The sequence below is a fragment of the Acetobacter senegalensis genome, from assembly GCF_001580995.1.
GTDB lineage: Bacteria > Pseudomonadota > Alphaproteobacteria > Acetobacterales > Acetobacteraceae > Acetobacter > Acetobacter senegalensis.
On the sequence record NZ_LHZU01000122.1, the window covers coordinates 1 to 20,229 of the forward strand.

16 protein-coding genes are annotated in these 20,229 nt (G+C 49.9%); 7 read left to right on the top strand and 9 right to left on the bottom strand.

Going from position 1 to position 20,229, the window contains the following annotated elements:
* Window positions 1–28: 28 nt before the first annotated feature.
* From AD948_RS06880 to hisC, 4 genes are read right to left on the bottom strand one after another with little or no spacing between them, the layout of a single operon-like run.
* Complete coding sequence (locus tag AD948_RS06880; protein WP_061471258.1) at window positions 29–985, bottom strand: isopenicillin N synthase family dioxygenase; 957 nt, start codon at window positions 983–985, stop codon at window positions 29–31.
* Window positions 986–1,020: 35 nt separating this feature from the next.
* On the bottom strand, window positions 1,021–1,599 hold the full coding sequence (locus tag AD948_RS06885; protein WP_061471259.1) for a HutD family protein: 579 nt from the start codon (window positions 1,597–1,599) through the stop codon (window positions 1,021–1,023).
* The gene (locus AD948_RS06890; protein WP_061471260.1) at window positions 1,599–2,984 is read right to left on the bottom strand and encodes an FAD-binding oxidoreductase; all 1,386 of its coding nucleotides are present in this window, start codon (window positions 2,982–2,984) and stop codon (window positions 1,599–1,601) included. The genes AD948_RS06885 and AD948_RS06890 overlap by 1 nt, the downstream gene beginning before the upstream one ends.
* Window positions 2,985–3,022: 38 nt before the next feature.
* Entirely contained in the window at window positions 3,023–4,156 is a 1,134-nt protein-coding gene (gene hisC / locus AD948_RS06895; protein WP_061471261.1) for a histidinol-phosphate transaminase, read from the bottom strand.
* 307 nt (window positions 4,157–4,463) lie between these two features.
* On the opposite strand from hisC, the gene AD948_RS06900 reads away from it, so the two are divergent.
* The 6 genes from AD948_RS06900 (at window position 4,464) to AD948_RS06930 (ending at window position 11,993) form a co-directional block, all read left to right on the top strand.
* Window positions 4,464–5,282 (top strand): phytanoyl-CoA dioxygenase family protein, encoded by an 819-nt coding sequence (locus AD948_RS06900; RefSeq protein ID WP_061471293.1) that lies wholly within the window; start codon window positions 4,464–4,466, stop codon window positions 5,280–5,282.
* Window positions 5,283–5,308: 26 nt separating this feature from the next.
* Window positions 5,309–6,196 carry a substrate-binding periplasmic protein gene (locus AD948_RS06905; RefSeq protein ID WP_082782344.1) on the top strand — a complete coding sequence of 296 codons (888 nt, stop codon included), beginning with the start codon at window positions 5,309–5,311 and terminating at the stop codon, window positions 6,194–6,196.
* Window positions 6,197–6,199: 3 nt separating this feature from the next.
* The gene (locus tag AD948_RS06910) at window positions 6,200–6,916 is read left to right on the top strand and encodes an amino acid ABC transporter permease (protein WP_061471262.1); all 717 of its coding nucleotides are present in this window, start codon (window positions 6,200–6,202) and stop codon (window positions 6,914–6,916) included.
* Window positions 6,913–7,698, top strand: a complete 786-nt coding sequence (locus AD948_RS06915; RefSeq protein ID WP_061471263.1) for an amino acid ABC transporter ATP-binding protein — start codon at window positions 6,913–6,915, stop codon at window positions 7,696–7,698. The genes AD948_RS06910 and AD948_RS06915 overlap by 4 nt, the downstream gene beginning before the upstream one ends.
* 104 nt (window positions 7,699–7,802) lie before the next feature.
* Complete coding sequence (locus tag AD948_RS06920) at window positions 7,803–9,218, top strand: purine-cytosine permease family protein (RefSeq protein ID WP_248845950.1); 1,416 nt, start codon at window positions 7,803–7,805, stop codon at window positions 9,216–9,218.
* 315 nt (window positions 9,219–9,533) lie between these two features.
* Window positions 9,534–11,993 (top strand): TonB-dependent receptor, encoded by a 2,460-nt coding sequence (locus tag AD948_RS06930; RefSeq protein ID WP_248845951.1) that lies wholly within the window; start codon window positions 9,534–9,536, stop codon window positions 11,991–11,993.
* 94 nt (window positions 11,994–12,087) lie between these two features.
* On the opposite strand, the gene AD948_RS06935 is transcribed toward AD948_RS06930, so the two are convergent.
* The 5 genes from AD948_RS06935 to AD948_RS06955 all read right to left on the bottom strand — a co-directional run bounded on the left by AD948_RS06935 (window position 12,088) and on the right by AD948_RS06955 (window position 18,837).
* Window positions 12,088–13,233, bottom strand: a complete 1,146-nt coding sequence (locus AD948_RS06935) for an alpha-hydroxy acid oxidase (RefSeq protein ID WP_061471267.1) — start codon at window positions 13,231–13,233, stop codon at window positions 12,088–12,090.
* 50 nt (window positions 13,234–13,283) lie between these two features.
* Window positions 13,284–14,837 carry a histidine ammonia-lyase gene (hutH, locus tag AD948_RS06940; RefSeq protein WP_061471268.1) on the bottom strand — a complete coding sequence of 518 codons (1,554 nt, stop codon included), beginning with the start codon at window positions 14,835–14,837 and terminating at the stop codon, window positions 13,284–13,286.
* Window positions 14,838–14,842: 5 nt separating this feature from the next.
* A complete protein-coding gene (gene hutU / locus AD948_RS06945) occupies window positions 14,843–16,540 on the bottom strand; it encodes a urocanate hydratase (RefSeq protein WP_061471269.1) in 1,698 nt (565 codons plus the stop codon).
* Window positions 16,541–16,638: 98 nt separating this feature from the next.
* Complete coding sequence (gene hutG / locus AD948_RS06950) at window positions 16,639–17,433, bottom strand: N-formylglutamate deformylase (RefSeq protein WP_061471270.1); 795 nt, start codon at window positions 17,431–17,433, stop codon at window positions 16,639–16,641.
* A gap of 30 nt (window positions 17,434–17,463) precedes the next feature.
* Window positions 17,464–18,837 (bottom strand): formimidoylglutamate deiminase, encoded by a 1,374-nt coding sequence (locus tag AD948_RS06955; protein WP_061471271.1) that lies wholly within the window; start codon window positions 18,835–18,837, stop codon window positions 17,464–17,466.
* Window positions 18,838–18,984: 147 nt separating this feature from the next.
* Here AD948_RS06955 and hutI point away from each other — a divergent pair, with 147 nt between their 5' ends.
* Window positions 18,985–20,214 (top strand): imidazolonepropionase, encoded by a 1,230-nt coding sequence (gene hutI, locus AD948_RS06960; RefSeq protein ID WP_061471272.1) that lies wholly within the window; start codon window positions 18,985–18,987, stop codon window positions 20,212–20,214.
* The last annotated feature ends 15 nt before the right edge of the window (window positions 20,215–20,229 follow it).

Genomic DNA, 20,229 nt, shown 5'->3' on the forward strand with positions numbered 1-20,229 from the left:
ACAACCCGTTTGACAGGTACTACAATCTTCATGGCTTCTTTTTCTGCTGAGAGTCACGAATACGTCCCATAATATATGCCCCTGCTGTTACGGGATCGTAATGGGACTCTTCTGTATCAGGCAGGCCCAGATCACGTGGATCGATAACTGCATCAAAATCCGGGTCATAAAAAGTCGCTATTGAAAAACGTTCTTTTCCCGATTTATTGAGAACACGATGCATATTCGACCGATAGCGGTTGTTGGACCATCGGCACAATAAATCCCCAATATTAATAACCAATGTACCCGGAATAGGTGCAGCAGGAACCCACTCATTTTGTAGGTTCTGAACCTCCAGTCCTCCCGTATCATCCTGCCACAAGAGTGTAATACAGCCATAATCCGTATGAGGTGCCACACCATATGTGATACTTTCGGACGCTGACGGCATTTCCGCTGGCGGGTACCAGATGGTTTGCGTTCTTTGCAACGGGTAATGATATTTTTTCTTGAAAAAATCAGGAGACAAATTCAAAGAACTTGCAACTGCTTTCAAGAGAAGTTGCCCACATTCTGCCGCAGCCTGATAGTAATCTAGAAACGCTTGTCTGAAAGCTGGACGACCTTCAGGCCATACATTGACCCCCTGCAACTCATTCTGCGGCGGTTCTTTCAAACCATCAGGAAGAAATTCCGGTCCTATCTGATAAAATTCCTTATAATCCGGTTTTTCAGCCCCATACATTATTGTGCGGTTCAATGCATTAAAGCCCCTTACCGCCTGCTTGGGACGATAGCGATCTTTTTCCGAAAGAGGTAAGTGAAAAAAATTCAACGCTTCTTGGCGCAGTCTTTCAATACACTCTTCTGAAATTCCATGGTTTTTTATATAGCAAAAACCTGACGTAACAAATGCCTCATGAATCTGTTCCCCCAGCAAGGCAATATTACCGCCACGGGCTGGAGCAAGATCAAGGACGGGGATAAAGCTACTTGTCGTCACGGAACCGTCTCCTTTATGGATAAAGATTTAGACCTCTAGATTTTAACGAAAAATAAAGAACTTTCTGGTGTTTCTTGTGTCAGCAATGTTTGTGAAAACATCTGAGCAGAACTGCTCCATATTTCTCCTGGCACAATTCTGACTTTGGATCGCCCTTCATGCAGGCTCCAAGTTCCGATGGAAGGTATAAGAAAAATTTGGGCCTCACCTGTTTCTTCAATTATGAAAGCTGCTTCTTTCAGTAAGATACCCACCGGTTGGTTCCATATAACATTGGCGCGCACCATCAGATTCAACGCCTGAACTGATACATGGACGTCGGAAGACTGTACCGAATCCTCACCAGAAAACTGAAACGGTCTGCCGGAGCCATTAACAGTATGACTCCAGTTTCCATTTTCTTCAGACAAGGTTAGAGATCCTTGTCCAAGCAACGCAAAAAAGCGCCTCCATCCTGTAAATATGGAAAAAGAACTATCCTTTAAAATATCTGCTACACTTAGACGCCACTGAAAGCCCGCCTCTGTTCCACCTTCGGCAATGACCTTTGTATATCCATGGCCATTCCGCCATGGCACACTGGGAATGTCGGCTAAGACCCGTTTCTGCCACATCACATCACACTATCTGGCAACATCTTGCCTGGATTCAAAATATTGTTTGGATCAAAGGATGTTTTGAGCATACGCATGACATCCAGAGCATCGCGTCCATGTTCACGCTCCATGAACTCCTTTTTTCCAAGGCCAATACCGTGCTCACCACTGCACGCACCGCCAAGAGAAAGCGCACGATTAACAATTTTACGATCAAGCTCAAGCGCACGAGCAAGACCATCGGGTTCGGGGGGAACAAGAATGACGGTATGAAAATTACCGTCCCCTACATGCCCAACAATTGGGGCTAAAAGCCCTGATTCTTCAATATCTCTTTTGCTACCGGTTATAAGTTCTGTCAGTGCAGATACAGGCACAACGGCATCTGTCGCAATACCGCGGTGATTGGGACGATAAGCCAGACATGCCCAGAACGCACTGTGCCTTGCTTTCCATAACTCATTCCTGTCTTCAGGATTATTGCTCCACAAAAAACCTTTTCCATTATGGTCAGCAACCACGGCCTCCATGGTTTCAACCTGTTCCTTTACAGCGGCTGGTGCGCCATGAAATTCAAAAAACATGGTTGGAAGAACGTCGTATCCTTCCATTTTCGAATATTGGATACACGCATCCATCTGCACTTCATCCATCAGTTCCATACGGCCAATGGGAAGCCCGATCTGCATGGTTGTAACAGCAGTATTGACTGCATCTTCCAGCTTTTCAAACTGGCAGACTGCTGTTGCTATTGCTTCAGGCAACCCATGCAGCCGGAGTTGGATTTCGGTTATAATACCAAGGGTGCCTTCTGACCCCACAAACAGCCGGGTAAGATCATAACCTGTAGCAGATTTCCGAACCCGCCCCCCTGTACGCACAATCCGTCCATCTGCAAGAACAACTGTCAGACCAAGCGTATTTTCGCGCATGGTTCCATATCGCACCGCAGCTGTGCCTGATGCACGGGTAGCGCACATGCCGCCAAGCGTTGACTCCCCTCCAGGGTCAACCGGAAAAAACAGCCCGCTATCCCGCAAATAAGCGTTCAGTGCATGACGCGTAACACCCGCTTCCACTCGGCAATCCAAATCGGCGGCATTCACTTCCAAAATCTGTGTCATACGGGAAAGATCAAGACTGATGCCGTTTTCAGGGGGGGTCACATGCCCTTCCAACGATGTCCCTCCCCCAAATGCCACAACCGGAACGCCGTGTTGATTGCATGTCTTCAGAACAGTCGAAACTTCCTGTGTGTTTTCAACAAAAACAACAGCCCCTGGCAAACGCCCCTCCTGCCAGCCTTCACCATGTGCGTGATGGTCGCGTACGGCTTCAGAGCACGAAATACGATCGCCAAAGATTTGAGCCAGTTCAGTTAAAACACATTCAAGAGCAGACATGGTAAACTTTCCAGACAGAAGAGGATAAACCCGCGTTATTATAGCACCAGATCAGCGACCGCCTGCAGCAATGTATCGTTTTCAGTCGGCAGACCTATACTTATTCTGGTCCAGGTTTCGAAGCCCTTCTCTTTCCAGGGCTTGATGATAATTCCACGTTTCAGGAGTTCGGTCGCCAGCTGGTCTGCAGGCACAGGAACACGAACAAATACAAAATTTGTCCATGTCGGTGCAACAAACAGCCCCATACCCTTCAGAGCCCCTGCTACCCTTTTCCTCTCAGAAACCGTCTTGCGAATACAGTCTTTCATATAGGCATCATCTGCCAGTGCGGCACATGCCGCGACCTGCGCAGGCATATTGGTATTAAATGGATCACGCACAGTATCTAGGGTCTTAGCAACGTCGGCTGACGAAGTGAGTGCATAGCCAATCCGTAGAGCGGCCAATCCATATGCTTTTGAAAAAGTCCGCAATATCACCCATGGACGCGGCTGCTTCTCCAAAATAACCTGTGCATCTGGATACTCGGAATCTTCCTCCGCATATTCTCGATAAGCTTCATCCACGACAATCAGCGCATGCGATGGGCAGGCATCGATCAGATCTTGCAAGGCTGCGCCCGACATCATGCAGCCGACAGGATTGGATGGGTTGGCAAACATTAAAATTTTGGTGGGCCTTTTCACGGCAGTCTGCAGTGCAGCAAGGTCAAAAGTCGCATCAGAACCGACGGGCACAGCATCAACCTCAGCCCCCATCATGCGTGGGTAAATTTCATGCAGCCCAAATGCAGGACGAACCGTGACCACCCTCTCCCCCGGAGACAAATATGCTTCTGCAATCAGGCGGATAATCTGTTCAGATCCGTTACCAACAAGCACGCGATCACTTTCAAGACCATTCAAACGGGCAATATCGTGGCGCAGCGTTTCAGCCGCTGCGTCTGGGTAACGCCCTAGCCGTTCAGCCAACGCGGCCCACCCTGCAATCACATTTGGGGAAGGACCGTATGGATTTTCATTACTTCCCAGTTTGACAATATTTTGTAGGCCGTACCGCCGCCTCACTTCATCCTCTGACAGGCCGGCATTGTAGCGAGGCAAACCCGAGACTTCCGGCCGACATAAGGGGTATCTAGCGAGAAGAGAAAGAGACACAGAATCTGGCATCCCGAAGAAACCTCCTGCCATATGGAACAGCCATCATTAATGTATAGACATGTACCGACTGTAAAGAGCCAAAACTTTTATCAGATCACATTTCCCATACTCCAATGCTCCCCGGCACAAAAAAACGTAGGAAATCCGGGAGGATATTACACAGTCAGAACGATCCTGAAAAAGTGTTAATTTTCAATCAGGTTCGATGGCGCACTTCACAAAACAGGTTCCGGTTTAAGGAAAGAATTTTTCCACTTGACCGATCGTGTACATACAACGTATGGTTTTGATATCGGAACATAAGGAAGCAGTGCTTATGGCTATTCCTGGCTCCCCAGTCACCCTGGACGACACAACCATCATGGCGTTTCAAACTGATGGTGTAACAGTTGTGCGCGGCATTTTTACTGCATGGATTGAGGCTCTGCGCACTGGTATGGACGCCACCATGGCAGCCCCTAGCCCTTTGGAACGATCATATCACCCTGAAGGATCTGCTCCTTTTTTTCAGGATCTCTGCAACTGGCAGCGCATCCCACAATTCCGGAATTTTATTGAGAATTCACCCGTAGGTGCTGTCGCTGCGCAACTTATGCAGGCACAGGAAGTTCGGTTCTTTCATGACCATGAACTGGTAAAAGAACCGGGAACGACATTGGTAACCCCATGGCATCAAGATAGCCCATATTATTGTGTCACAGGCGAAAAGACACTTAGTTTATGGATTCCACTAGACCCTGTGGCCAAGGAACAGTGTCTTGAATGCGTCGCTGGTTCGCATCATTGGGGCATCACTCATCGCCCAAGAAGATTCGATGGTTCCCGCTTGTATGAAGACGATTCAATGCCGGAAATGCCTGATATTGATGCCAATCGTGACCTCTATACCATTCGCAGTTGGGATCTGGCGCCAGGTGATGCAATTGCCTTTGATTTCAGGATAATTCATGGTGCGCCTGCAACTACGAGCAACACCCAGAGGAGACGCGTATTTTCTGCCCGCTGGGTTGGTGATAACGCACGTTTTGCAGACCGTGGGGGTAAAGGATCTCCGCCCTTTCCTCATGTTTCCCTTAAAGATGGAGACTTGCTGGATGGCCCGGACTTTCCGGTGATTTACAAAGTCGCTTCCTGACCAGAACCAGTAAGGAATGGGCTGATATGAAGAGGTGCCTTTACCGTTTATCCCCTTCCTTTGTACTTTACACGTGCCTGACATTACTGGGGCCAAGTTGTGCCGCGCACTCTGAATGTCTGGACGATATCCAAAAGGCTGGTGTTCTGACGGCAGGAAACGCACTATTAGGTGCTCACCCCTCCCTTTGGCAGGACAAAGACGGCACCTATCATGGTATTGACGCCGATCTTTTGCAGGAGCTTACAAGAAGACTGGGAATACCGCGGTCCGAGTTTATTATAACTGAATGGACAACTCTTGTTCCTGGCCTGAAAGTTGGGCGCTGGGATATTGTTCTTTCCGACCTCACCATTACGGAAGAGCGGATTGCTTACGCAAACATTGCGTATTCTCATCCCTACTTCATGTTATACGACCGTATAATCGTTCCAGAAAACTCTCCCCTCCATCATGTGGAGGATCTGAAAAATGCCAATCTGGGGTCTGTACTTGGCACAACAGATTCTCTGACTGCGCATGCGCTGGTGGAAAAAGGTATTGCCGCCAAGGTCAGCGACTTCAATACATTCGGTGATCCATTTGTTGCCCTTAGAAACGGGCAGGTCGATGCTGTTGTTGTTGATCAAGGAACGCTCCAGGCACAAAAAGAACGTTTCACGGGTCTTCGCACCATAGGCAACCCATTATTTTATGAAGCCAAACCTGCCTGGAAGAAGGCTCAATCCAAAGCCAGTTATCGGTTGGGAAGTGAGGGCATTGTGGTTCGGAATACTTGTCCGCGCCTGCTTAGTGCAATCAATCAGGCGATGGATGATATGAAACGGGACGGCACAATTCGTACCATTCTAAAACGCTACCATGTCTGGGAAGACCTTGAAGACCATTTAACCCAAAACGACCAAGCGGGATAAAAGATGTCTGTTTTCTGGTCAGAATTACAGGAATATTTTCCTTTTTTGCTGAAAGGTGCCGAAATTACCCTTCAGCTTTCTATCATCAGCATGGCGTTCGGTATGATACTCGGTTTTCTAACAGCCGTTGGTCGCCTTTCAGACAAAAAGATTATTCGTTGGCCCCTTGAAGCTTATGTCGAGATATGGCGCGACACTCCGCTTATCGTACAGCTTCTACTCATTTATTTCTCCTTGCCTGAACTTGGCATTGTTCTCTCCGCCTTCTGGGCTGGTGTTCTCGGGTTAACGCTAAATTTATCCGCCTATCTCTCAGAAGTATACCGTGCCGCCATTCTCGCGGTTGATCAGGGCCAAAAGGCTGCTGCACTATCGCTAGGCATGTCACCTTTCCAGATGTATCGACGCCTTATCATTCCCCAGGCTTTTGTGGCCTGTCTGCCGACGCAAGGGGGGTATTTTATTGCTCTTCTGAAAGATTGCTCTCTTGTATCCTTCATTTCAGTCAATGAGCTTCTTCGTCATGCAACCATCATGATTTCCAACACATTTGACAGCATGAATACTTATCTTATGGTCGCAATAATCTATTTTTGCATGAGCTTCACCAGTGCAAGGTGCGTCAGTTGGCTTGAACGGAAACTTACCCCCTCCCGCAACAGAAAACCTAAAATTAAACCGACGATGTCGGAGATGTCCGAGGGAGGCACCATTATATGACGATCGAGCCCCCTCCCCCCGTTATTACCTTGGAGCAAATCTACAAATCCTACGGTGATAATACAGTTCTACGTGGTGTTGATCTGACCGTAAGACAAGGAGAAGCCGTCTTTCTGATCGGCCCCAGCGGCGGCGGAAAATCCACGCTGTTACGATGCATTAACTTTCTTGAGCGCCCGGAAGCTGGCACTCTCACCTTTCTGGGCGAACCACTCTGCAGTCAAAACCGCACAAATTTCAGTATCGCACCAGAAAAACAATTGCGTCAGGCTCGGTCCCGCATGCCCATGGTTTTCCAGCAGTTCAATCTCTTTTCCCATCGGACCGTTCTGGAAAACGTTATGGAAGGCCCGGTAACAGTAAAAAAAACTCCCAAAAGCGTGGCCGTCTGCCTCGCCAGGGAAGCACTTGACCGCGTTCATATGTTGCAGAAACAGGATCATTATCCAGACCAGCTTTCCGGTGGTCAGAAACAGCGTGTTGCCATTGCCCGCGCCCTGGCTATGGAGCCGCCTGTCATCCTGTTTGATGAACCCACAAGCGCCCTTGACCCTGAACTGGTTAGCGGTGTGCAGACAATTATCAGCGATTTGTCCGGCCAGGGTCTGACGTTGCTGGTTGTCACGCATGATCCGGCTTTTGTACAATCAACAGCTCACAAAGTGTGCTTTTGTGATGACGGCCATATTCTCGAAAGCGGAACGGTGAGTGATATTTACACCAATCCTCGCACAGAACGGGTGCAGAAATTCATTTTGTCCTCAGGCAGTCGCATGACCTGATTTTTCTGTCATTTCTTACGATCAAGAAACGTGACAATAATCCGTAAACCCATACAGGCAGAATGGTAATGCTCTCAGACGCACAAGGCATTCAGGACCACAGCATGACTTTAAACTCGCACGATCCTCAAAGCTCCACCAACGCGGCATCAATGGAGCACAGAACCATCTACCCCATTCCGCACTCTGAACGTATGGGGCATCCACGAGATCTGTTTGCTGTCTGGTTTGGCACCAATACCACTATCCTTACCGTCATTACCGGAGCATTGGCATCTGTTGTCTTCCACCTTCCTTTGCTTGTGGGGTGCCTGGCGCTTCTTCTCGGCAATTTGTTAGGCGGCATATTCATGGCATTGCACGCGGCTCAGGGGCCTCGTCTTGGTGTGCCTCAGATGGTGCAAACCTGTGGCCAGTTCGGGTCTATGGGAGCTGTACCCATGATTGCCCTTGTTGTTTTTATCTATGTCGGATTTTCAGCGTCCAATCTCGTTGTGGGAGGAGAAGGGTTTCAACTGGCACTCCCCTGGTGCGGTTATCTGGGGGGCGTGCTGGCTGTTACTGTCCTTTCGGCTTTCCCTGCTTTCTGGGGATATCGCACCATTCACATCATGACTAAATTTATTTCAGTCGCTTGCGGCGCGGCTCTTATCTGGGCGCTTGTCGCTGTCATGAGTAACCACCATGCCGTCACGCTTTTGGGTAGATTCGGACAGACGACTTTTTCCGGCTTCATGGGAGCAGTTTCTGTCGCAGCCCTCTGGCAATTGGCTTATGCGCCTTACGTGTCTGATTATTCCCGTTACCTGCCTGATAGCAGGCAGGGTGCCCAGCATGCTTTTCACGCTACATATTGGGGATCAGCGCTGGGAACGCTACTGCCCATGTTTCTTGGGGCGACCCTTGGCGCAATTACCCCCCATGGCACAGACATTCTGCCCACCCTTATGGCGTATCTGGGCGTGGGTGGCCCGATTGTCATGGTAACATTGGTAATTGGAATTACCGTTGCCAACGGGATGAGCATCTATTGTGGAAGCCTGTCTTCACTCATGTTACTGCAAATGGCGTTCCCTAAGCATCGCTTTGGCATGAAAACCCGCATCAGCGTGACTGCTGCACTGATGCTTTTTGTGCTTGGCCTTACAATGTTTATGACGCACGACTTTATGGAAACTTATACGGAATTTCTCAATCTGCTGATGATTATCATGATCCCTTGGACTGCCATCAATCTGATTGACTATTATCTCGTGCAGCATGGATCTTATGACGTGGCTTCATTTTTCAAAGCAGACGGCGGCCAATATGGTCGCTACAATATCCCTGCTCTGGTGTGTTACAGCCTTGGTGTTGCTGTACAAATCCCGTTTGTGTCCAATCACCTCTACGCTGGACCGTTCGCACGGCTTCTGCAAAACACAGATATTTCCTGGGCTATCGGACTTGTCTTGACATCAGTCTTCTATGTTCTGGTCATGAGAAAACACACGAGCATGGATATTCGACAGCAAACATGATTCATGACTTCAAAATTTGAGCATTATCCGAGCGCGCAGCAACCCTGCGCGCTTTTTTATTTTCTGCCCCAGACTTCCCCCCTTTCTTCCCGCACACGGAGAAGATGAAAGAACTGGATTTCCACAAAAGCCACATTCAAAAAAATATTACAGTTTCGTTTCGGAATCCTATTGACCTAACTCGTATGGACAACCTAGGGTTCTTCAAGAACCTTGGTGCATTGGAAATACGAATCACTAAGCGAAGACAACGAAAAACCTTGTCTATATCTATTTTTCTCCTGCACCCATAACCGCCCGGTGGAGTTCAGACGCATGAGACCCAGCACCTTTTCTCTAACCAGACTCTTGCTTTTTTCTTCGATGTTCATCTCCATTGGAAGCACAAGTGCAATGGCCAGCGCCGCGACACCTGATGCAGATTCCGGGGCACCCAGAAAGCACGCGGCCACGTCGAAACCTGCCACTACTGCCACCAAGTCGGCTGCAAAACGGAGGCCATCTTCAAAAGAACCCTCGACCTATCTAAGCTCAACGTCCGAACAATTTGAGGTTACATCCCGGCATTTGCCGCATGGCGCCGTTGTGACCATCGGCCAGAAACTGCTGTCACAGGCGCCTGCAGGGACAAACCCACTGAAGACACTGGCGCAATTGCCCGGCATCATGTTTCAGTCTGCAGAACCTCAAGGAATTGATATCTGGTCGAATCAGGTTTTCATGCATGGCTTTCAGCAGCAACAGATTGGCATGACACTGGATGGTATGCCATTAGGGGAGCAGACTGTTCGCAACTATAATGGCCTTAACACCATACAGGCTATTTCATCAGAAAACGTTGCCCGCATTGTTGTTTCCCAGTCTGCAGGCGCGGAATCTGTCGCCGCTACCAACAACCTTGGTGGTTCTTTTGACTACGTGTCTCGCGACCCTTCCCATAAGCTTGGCGGCACGATTAACCAAGGATTTGGTAGTTACGCAAATTTTCATACTTTTGCACGTGTCGACAGTGGTGACCTGAACCGTTCAGGCACTCGCTTCTACGCATCCTACATGCGTCAGGATGGCCAGATATGGAAGGGCACGGGTGACCAGTTCATGCAGCAGGTTAATGCTAAATTCCTGCAGCCTATCGGGCAGAGCAGCAGCATTTCGGCCTTTTTTGACTGGTCTGACCTCCATCAGTTTTCTACTGCTGATGCATCCCCAGAAGTGTTAAGTAACGTCGGATACAATGTATCCAACTACTATAACGGCAGACAAAGCGGGCTTCAGCAGGCCATTAATGCTGCAAATGGTATCTATCCATCCAGCTTTAGCAAACTGAAAGACCCGGCTGATTCTGCATATTATGATGCAGTACTGAACACCGTCGATACTTTTGGCGGTATCAAAGCTCACATGCAGATGACTGACAATCTGACCTGGGACACAACGGCTTATGGCCATGGGGAGAGCAACCAGACAACCTGGACAACCCCTTATTATCCCTCACCCAATGGATCCCCGCTTTCAGAACTGGTGAAAGAACCGGCCATTCGGCGCTTTGGTATCATCTCTCAGGCACATTACAACATTGCACATAACGAGATCAGCGGAGGTGTCTGGTATGAAAACAACCATTACCAGTCACCAATGTATGCTTACGAAATGCCGAATATTGTCAATGGACAACTGACATCTGCGCTTCCCAACCCTCTTGGGCACTGGTCCGATCCTTTCGCTAAAATCTATAACCAAACTTATAATACAAACACCTTCACAGCCTTTGTGCAGGACACTTATCGCGTCCTTCCGAACCTGGCCCTTCATTTTGGCTTCAAATCCGTTCTGGCAACCACGAATGTCGGCAACGGATACATTAATGACGACTACTATGGTTCAGGTGCCAACATTACCAGCGGCGTAGGGCTTACGACCTCCAAACCTTTCCTGCCACATATCAGCGCAGACTGGCACTTCCTGAAACATCATGAACTCTTTTTTGATATTTCAGAAAATGTGCATACATACGCACAATCTGGCTACAAACTGTCGGCGTCGCCATTTGCCATCTCTCAAACAGCCTTTGATGCTGGCCGCAACTCCTTCCGCCCTGAAACGGACTGGACGTATGCGGCAGGCTATCGCTACAGCAGCCAGATTATTGGCGCGTCCGTCTACGCATACCGCACAAACTTCAACAATCGTCTGCAACAGGTAACATCGGGATCGGCTGTGAACCCGGTTTCGACAGTTTCCAACGTCGGCGGTGTAACAATGAACGGAGTGGATGCTGCTATCACCATCATGCCAGTCAAGAACCTGTCATTTACTAATAGTGTCAGTTACAACCATGCGACTTACGATGATAATTTGCAGGAAGCAGGTGTATCCTACCATACACGCGGCAAGCAGATCATCAACTATCCCCGCTTCATGTATAAGACACGCCTTTCTTATGATTGGCAGGGCTTAACCGCCTATGTGGACGCAAGCTACACTGGCAAACGTAATTACAGCTATACTGGGGATGTAAAAGTGCCCGGCTATTGGCTGACCAACCTTGGCGTCCAATACAACCTTGGCAAGCTTCCTTATTTCCAAAAGTCAGTTTCTACCGTGAAAGATCTGACTCTTAACTTCAGTGTTACCAATCTTCAAAACAACCGCTATATTGCAACAATGGGTGAAAACGGAAATCCGCTAAGCATTTCACAGGGGGCCTTGGAATTTCAGTCCATGCTGGTCGGTGCACCACGCATGTTCTTCGGCTCCATCAGTGCAAATTTCTAATTCATACTGTTAAAATTCAAGTATAAGGCTGCCATGGCATTGCTCATGGCAGCTTTTTTCATAAAAACCTAAAGACCAACCTTTTTTCGTAACGTTATGCTTGCCTGAGTATTGTGCTTCCTTTCTCACGCAAGCTGGAAACACTATTGATACCTGCAAGGGCCATGACGTCTCGAACTTCCCCTCGCAAGCCAGCAATCATCTCTCTAAGCTCCTGTTCGCCATTTGCAGCCAGGGCCCATGCCCAGGGCCTCCCCAAGGCGACCATAGATGCCCCCTGAGCCAACGCTGTCACAACATCGCCTCCCCTCCTTACCCCACTATCCAAAATAACGGTGTGGTTAGTATTGCCTGCGGCTGCAACAATATCAGGCAATACATCCAGAGTGGCGGGCGCAGGATCTAGCTGTCGACCACCATGATTTGAAACCATCACAGCATCCACCCCCGCTTCAACACAACGGTTTGCATCCTCGGGATGCATTATCCCTTTCACTACCAGATTGCCTTTCCATTCTTTCCTAAGCCAATCCAGATCAGTCCAGCTAAGGCTCGGGTCTATCTGGGCGGCAGCATTTTTTGCCTGCTGCAACAGGGACCGGCCCATTCCGTACACCTTAAGGTTCCCTAATTCTGGCTGTTTGTATCGCAGCATATTAAGACTCCAACGCCACGCAGAAGCAAAGGAGAGCATTTGTGTCAGGGATGGTTTAGCCAGTCTCCTAAAGCCATTCCTTTCATCTCGGGGCCTAAGAGGCGTAATTGCTGTATCAACCGTCAAAATAAGCGTGCGAACACCGCAGTCTCTGGCACGCCGCATCATATCATGCGTGATTGCCCTGTCCCGAAAAACGTAAAGCTGCGCCAGAATATCTACGTCAGGAACTTTACATACGTCTTCCAGAGCGGCAATCGAAAAGGTTGAAACACAAAATGGAATCTGCTCCGCAGCCGCTGCACGAGCAGCCATCAAATCAGCCCCGCGACGCATCATCCCTGCAAAACCGACAGGGGCAAGCATGAACGGTGCGGAACATTCATAGTCTAAGCAACGTGTGCGCGTGGAAACCTGAGAAACATCCTGCAGGCACCGTGGAATGATAGACCATTTCCCAAATGCCTGGCGGTTACGCCGCATTGTGCTTTCTTCATGGGCGCCCCCAGCAACATAGTCACGAAACAGGCGGGGCAAAACGTGTTCAGCCTTCTGCTGAACATTGTCTATTCCTGTAAAAACCATGACCTCCCTCCATAAAAAAACCCCGGACTATGCCGGGGCCGTAAGAAAAATTATACTACGCTACATTCCGGTAGAGGCACCAGTTCCTTCACTCGAGCCACCATGGTGTTCTGCGCAATAAGAGCACGCATAGCTTCAATATCCGGAGTAAAAAGCCTATCCTGTGCAAAGAATGAAATGTGCTCTCGCACTGTATCCTTGGCAACCACAAGCGGGGCCGATGTCAGTAGCGGAGCAAGAAAGTCCAACCCCTGCACAGCCGCCAGACATTCGATGGCAATAATCGTGCAAACATTGTCCACAATATCTCCCAGACGGCGAGCGGCAAACGTCGCCATGCTCACATGATCTTCCTGATTAGCGGATGTCGGCAAGCTATCCACACTGGCGGGGTGTGCAAGGGTCTTGTTTTCAGACGCCAAAGCCGCTGCTGTAACCTGCGCAATCATGAAGCCAGAATTCAGCCCGCTGTCCTTTACCAGAAATGGAGGAAGCCCGCTCATCTGGGCATCCATCAGCATGGCAAGGCGTCGTTCGGAAATTGCGCCGATTTCCGAAACAGCAATCGCAATTGTATCGGCCGCTATCGCTACCGGTTCCGCATGGAAATTGCCACCAGAAATCATTTCATCTGTGTCTGCAAAATGGATAGGATTGTCAGAAACCGCATTGGCTTCTGTAATCAAAGTACCTGCTGCATTGCGCAGTGTATCCAGGCAGGCACCCATCACTTGCGGCTGGCAACGCAGGCAATAGGGGTCCTGCACCCGCTCATCCCCCTCACGATGTGAATCGCGAATGGAAGACTCCGCCAGAAGACTACGGTAAACAGCTGCTGTTTCAATCTGACCTTTCTGCCCACGCAATGCGTGCAGACGTGGATCAAAAGGAGCATCAGTGCCACGCGCTGCATCCAACGTCAGCCCGCCGGCCACCAGAGCCGCGTGAAACACACGCTCAGCCTGAAACAGTCCTGAAAGTGCCAGCGCTGTTGAGGCCTGTGTGCCATTCAGCAGGGCAAGCCCTTCTTTCGGCCCCAGTTCGATGGGAGCAAGCCCAGCAGCGCGAAGAGCTTCTGCCCCGGTGAGCTTCTCCTCTTTATAGAAAGCGTGGCCTTCTCCAATAACAACCGCACTCATGTGCGCCAGTGGGGCCAAGTCACCTGATGCACCGACTGAGCCTTTTTCTGGAATAACCGGCACCACACCACGGTTCAGCATGGCCAACAGAAGAGTGACAACTTCTTTACGCACACCTGAAAAGCCTCTGGCTAGTCCGTTGGCTTTCAGAAGAAGAATAAGCCGGACAACCGCTTCGCTCATTGGTGCGCCAATTCCAGCAGCGTGGCTGAGCACCAGATTTCGCTGAAGGTCTTTCAGTTTGTCATCCGGAATACGCGTTTTGGCTAGTTTGCCAAAACCCGTGTTGACCCCATAGACAGGCTCCCCACGCGCAACGATCCGTTCGACGGACAAAGCAGCTATACGCAACACTTCTTCTGCTTCTGGCGCAAGCTCAACCTGCGCAGAAGACGAGAAAAAGAAAGAACGGATTTCAGTATAAGTCAGCTTGCCAGGATACAATACAAAGGATTCAGCAGACATTCTTCTCAGGCTCCGGGCTTGATCATAGGAAGATTCAGGGATTTTTCGTGAGCACAGGCAACTGCAATATCGTATCCGGCATCAGCATGACGCATCACGCCCGTCGCAGGGTCATTCCAGAGCACGCGCTCCAATCGACGAGCAGCCTCTGGTGTACCGTCAGCAACAATCACCATGCCAGCGTGCTGGGAGAAGCCCATGCCAACGCCACCACCGTGGTGCAAAGACACCCATGTAGCGCCAGACGCAGTATTCAGCAGTGCATTTAGCAGTGGCCAGTCGGAAACGGTGTCACTTCCGTCCCGCATAGCTTCTGTTTCCCGGTTGGGACTGGCCACAGAGCCGCTATCCAGATGGTCACGACCGATGACGATGGGACCCTTCAGTTCGCCATTGGCAACCATTTCGTTAAAGGCCAGACCGAGCCGATGCCTGTCACCCAGCCCTACCCAACAGATACGCGATGGCAAACCTTGGAATTGAATTTTCTCACGCGCCATATCCATCCAATTGTGCAAATGCACATCATCTGGCAGGAGCTCTTTTACCTTCTGGTCCGTCTTGTAGATATCTTCAGGGTCACCCGACAATGCAGCCCACCGGAATGGACCAATACCCCGACAGAAGAGCGGGCGAATATAGGCAGGCACAAAACCAGGGAAGGCAAAAGCATCTTCCAGCCCTTCTTCAAAAGCCATCTGCCGAATATTATTGCCGTAATCGAATGTTGGAATTCCCATGCGATGGAATGCCACCATGGCAGCGACATGGTCCCGCATAGACAGGCGGGCTGCTTTTTCCACTGCCGCAGGATCTGTCTGGCGTTTCCGTTCTGCTTCCTCCAGTGTCCAGCCTTTAGGCAGATACCCATTCCGCGGATCATGAGCGGATGTCTGGTCCGTCACGGCGTCCGGCCGAATACCACGACGCACCAGTTCAGGGAATATTTCTGCAGCGTTGCCCAGGAGCCCGACAGAAATAGCCTCGCCCCGTTCACATGCCGCGTTAATCAGTTCCAACGCTTCATCAAGGGTATCAACCCGACGGTCGAGATAGCCTGTATCAAGTCTTTTCTGAATACGGCCCGGCTCACATTCCACTGCCAACATGGAAGCACCGGCCATAACAGCGGCAAGCGGCTGCGCCCCGCTCATGCCGCCCAGACCGCCAGTCAGGATCCACCGGCCTTTCAGGCTTCCGCCGTAATACTGACGGCCCATTTCCACAAATGTTTCGTAGGTGCCCTGAACAATGCCCTGAGACCCAATATAAATCCAGGACCCCGCGGTCATCTGACCGTACATCATCAGGCCCATGCGATCGAGTTCGTTAAATTTATCCCAGTTTGCCCAATGCGGCACAATATTGGAATTCGCAATTAAAACACGAGGTGCGTCGGAATGAGTCCGAAAAACCCCAACGGGTTTGCCTGACTGCACAAGAAGGGTCTGGTCATCTTCCAGATCGCGCAAGTTGGCCACAATCTGATCATAGCATGCCCAGTTTCTAGCAGCGCGCCCAATACCACCATAGACAACCAGTTCAGACGGTCGCTCTGCTACTTCCGGGTCAAGATTGTTCATCAGCATACGCAAAGCAGCTTCTGTTTGCCAGCTTTTTGCGGATTTCTGTGCGCCTTTTGGTGAACGAATGACGCGATCATTAGCAAGGCGATCATTAGAAACTGCAGATGTATCACTCATTTTCTAACCCTTGTTCATACTTGTATATACGTTCATTTAGGCGGCGTTCGTTTTCATTGTCAATCAGCAATGTTCCAAATTTATCTCTTATTTTAAGATCAGGGTCTGTATGCTAGGGCGCAGCGTAAGAGCTGCTTCAATACATGCCTCAACTGCTCAGCTTTTTCACTACTGAGTGGCCATGGAGAGTCTTCGCTCTCAAGGTAGGTGGTCTGTGCAAGCTCAAGCTGCACGGCATGAATATTTTCTTCCGGCTTCCCATAATGACGAGTCGTATATCCGCCTTTAAAACGTCCATCCAACACGTGCGTATAATGCGGAAAAACACAGGCCTGTGCGACCAGCGCCTGCGCCAGCGCCGGTGCGCAAGCGACCCCTGTATTGGTACCAAAGTTCAGGTCCGGCAAAATACCCTCAAAAAGACGTGGTATTGTGGACGCTATGGAATGTCCATCCCATAGAATAGCCCATCCCCACTTGCCTTTTATTCGGGCCAATTCCTGCTCGATTTTATGGTGATACGGAGTCCAGAACAGATTTGTTCTTTCCACCACTTCCTGATGGTCTGGCTCCTGACCGTCTTTATAGATAGGTTGCCCTGAAAATGTCAGGTGTGGAACAAGGCCGGTACTAGGCCTGCCTGGATACAATGCGGCATCATCAGCTCCACGATTCAGGTCCACCACGTAACGTGAATAATTTGCACGTAAAACGCCAACTCCCAGCCCCAAAGCGAAATCATACAGTGCTTCCATATACCAGTCTGTATCTGGCAATACGCGCCCAGTTTCTGTCATGCGCTCAGATAATCCATCTGGCAGATTCTGACCGGCGTGGGGCAATGTAATAAGAACCGGAGCATCCCCCGGCGAAAAAGTATAAACGGACGTCATATACGTCTGACCTTTCCTGCCATACCTTGCTTAAGATTCAGAGAAGATTTTGCTCATAACGTCACGGAACTGACTGGTCAGTTTATCCTGCAATGGGTGCCTACCGTCCCTTACCTGCCAGACGCCAGCACACATCACATGTTCGACCGGCAATGCCGGTAAAGAGAACAGGACAGCGTCCAAAATGGCGTCCCCTTCGAGATGAGGCAGTATCAGCTTATCGATATCCAGAGTGCAGATATCTGCCCGTGCCCCCTCAATTAGCCCCCATTTACCGAAACCGCAGGCCTGTGCGCCACCAGCAACGGCCTGCCGGTAAAGCCATCCGCCTGTCGAACCCATCTTGCCACGCGGTAGGGCAACACACCGACTTTGCGCAGAAAGTCGCATGCCGTATTCCAACGTCCGAAGTTCCTCGCCTGGGCTAATCAGAACGTTACTATCTGAACCAATACCAAAACGTCCATTTAAACTTACATAGTCTACAAAGGGGAAAAACCCGTCCCCGAGATTGGCTTCAGTTATAGGACAGAGACCAGCAACAGCATTACTTTTCGCAATTTTTTCTACCTCACGACCAGAAAGATGTGTGGCATGAACCAGACACCAGCGCGCATCGACCGATACATGCTCGAACAGATAGTCAACAGGTCTACTGCGTGTAGCTGACACACATTGTTCGACTTCACCCATTTGTTCTGAGATATGAATATGAACTGGGACTGTGTCCGTCTTTCCTTCGACCAGTGCCCTAATAGACGCCATGTCAGCTGCGCGCAGGGAGTGCAGGCCCACCCCCACATTTACCAGATTACCGCCGCTGCCCTTCTGCGTGATCGCCTGGCAGATGTTCATGATAAGATCAGGCGTTGATGCAAAGCGTTTCTGTTCGTCCAACAAAGGACGCGCGTCAAACCCGGAATACATATAAAGCGTCGGTAAAACCGTAATACCCAGACCAACAGTCTGTGCACCTGATGCCACCCGCAGGGCCATTTCTGCCGGGTTGTTATACAATTCCCCCGTTTTATCACGATGCAGATAATGGAATTCTGCAACCTGCGTATAACCTGCGCAGAGCATCTCCATATACAAATAGCTAGCTATGACTTCCATCTGCTCTGGTGAAATATTGCTGGCAAGCTTGTACATAAGCGTGCGCCACGTCCAGAATGTGTCAGATGGTGTCTGTCGTCGCTCCGCCAGTCCGGCCATGCCCCGCTGAAAAGCATGCGAATGCAGACTAATTTGAGGCGGTAGCGCGACCTCAAGCTGCTCAGCCTGCGCTGAAGGCCGCGTATCTGCCTTTACGGATGAAAATGTACCATCAGGCCCAATAACCAAGGAAACGTTCTTTTTCCACCCATCTGGGAGAAGGGCCTGTTTCACAAAAAGCTCGGTCATGCTGCCATATCCATTGTGCCTCTTGTCCCTGACCAAGACCATGCAAAACGCAAAATCTTGTCGCTGTTATTCTGAGACCATAACGGATTTGACTTATTTGTATATACCTTTGTATGGTATCTTAGATATTGTGAAAATGAGGATGCTATGTGGGACACACTCTGGACGGACGTTCACCTTGCCACCATGGCACCCTCACGCGTTACAGAGTCCGATCCTTATGGATGTATCAAAAACGCGACTATTGCCCAAAAAGACGGTATAATTACCTGGGTTGGTAAAGAGGAAGACCTTTCGGGCTCACCTCATACGCTTGCTAAAAATGTGCACTCCATGGGCGGTCACTGGGCAACCCCGGGGTTGGTCGACGCTCATACTCATCTTGTCTATGCAGGTGATCGCAGTAACGAATTTGCGCGACGCTTGGAAGGGATCAGTTACCAGCAAATCGCGAAGGAAGGCGGCGGGATTAATGCCACGGTAACCGCGACACGTGCCGCGTCAGAAGATACATTGCTCGAGCTGGCGATTCAGCGGGCCAAGAAAATGATTGCCGGAGGCACAACAACTATTGAGGTGAAATCAGGCTACGGTCTGACGCTTGAAGACGAACTCAAACTTCTGCGCGTGGCACGCAATCTTGAAAAACATCTCCCCATCCGGGTGCATACAACATTTTTGGGAGCCCATGCCCTGCCGCCTGAATATCAGAACAAGCAGAAGGCGTATGTAAGCGCCCTGATAGAAGAAATGCTGCCGCGTGTCGCAAAGGAAAAACTAGCCGACAGCGTAGATGCCTTTTGTGAAACGATTGCATTTACACCATCTGAAGTCGCACAGGTATTTGAGGCAGCAACGGCATTAAACCTCCCCGTACGCATACATGCCGACCAGATGTCTGACAGCAACAGCTGCTCACTTGCCGCCCATTTCAAGGCTTTGTCGGCAGATCATGTAGAATACGCAAATGAGGAAGGAGCAAAGGCCATGGCAAAGGCTGGTACTGTCGCCATGCTTCTGCCTGGCGCGTTCTACTTTATCCGTGAAACAAAAGTGCCACCAATTGACTGGTTTAGAAAATACAATGTCCCGATGGGACTAGCAACAGACTGTAACCCAGGCACGTCTCCTGTACTGGACATGACAACCATCATGAATATGGCTTGCACGCTTATGCGCCTCACGCCTGCTGAAGCTCTGCATGGAGCAACTACAATAGGAGCCCAGGCTCTGGGGCTCCAGAAACATATTGGAGTTCTCCAAGAAGGCTACTCTGCAGACATGTCGTTTTGGCCGGTATCCGGCCCGCATGAGTTATCATACTGGATTGGAGGAGTAACTCCCTCCGCCCGCGTCTTTAGGGGACAACACGACTGAGAAAGACCTTAAATA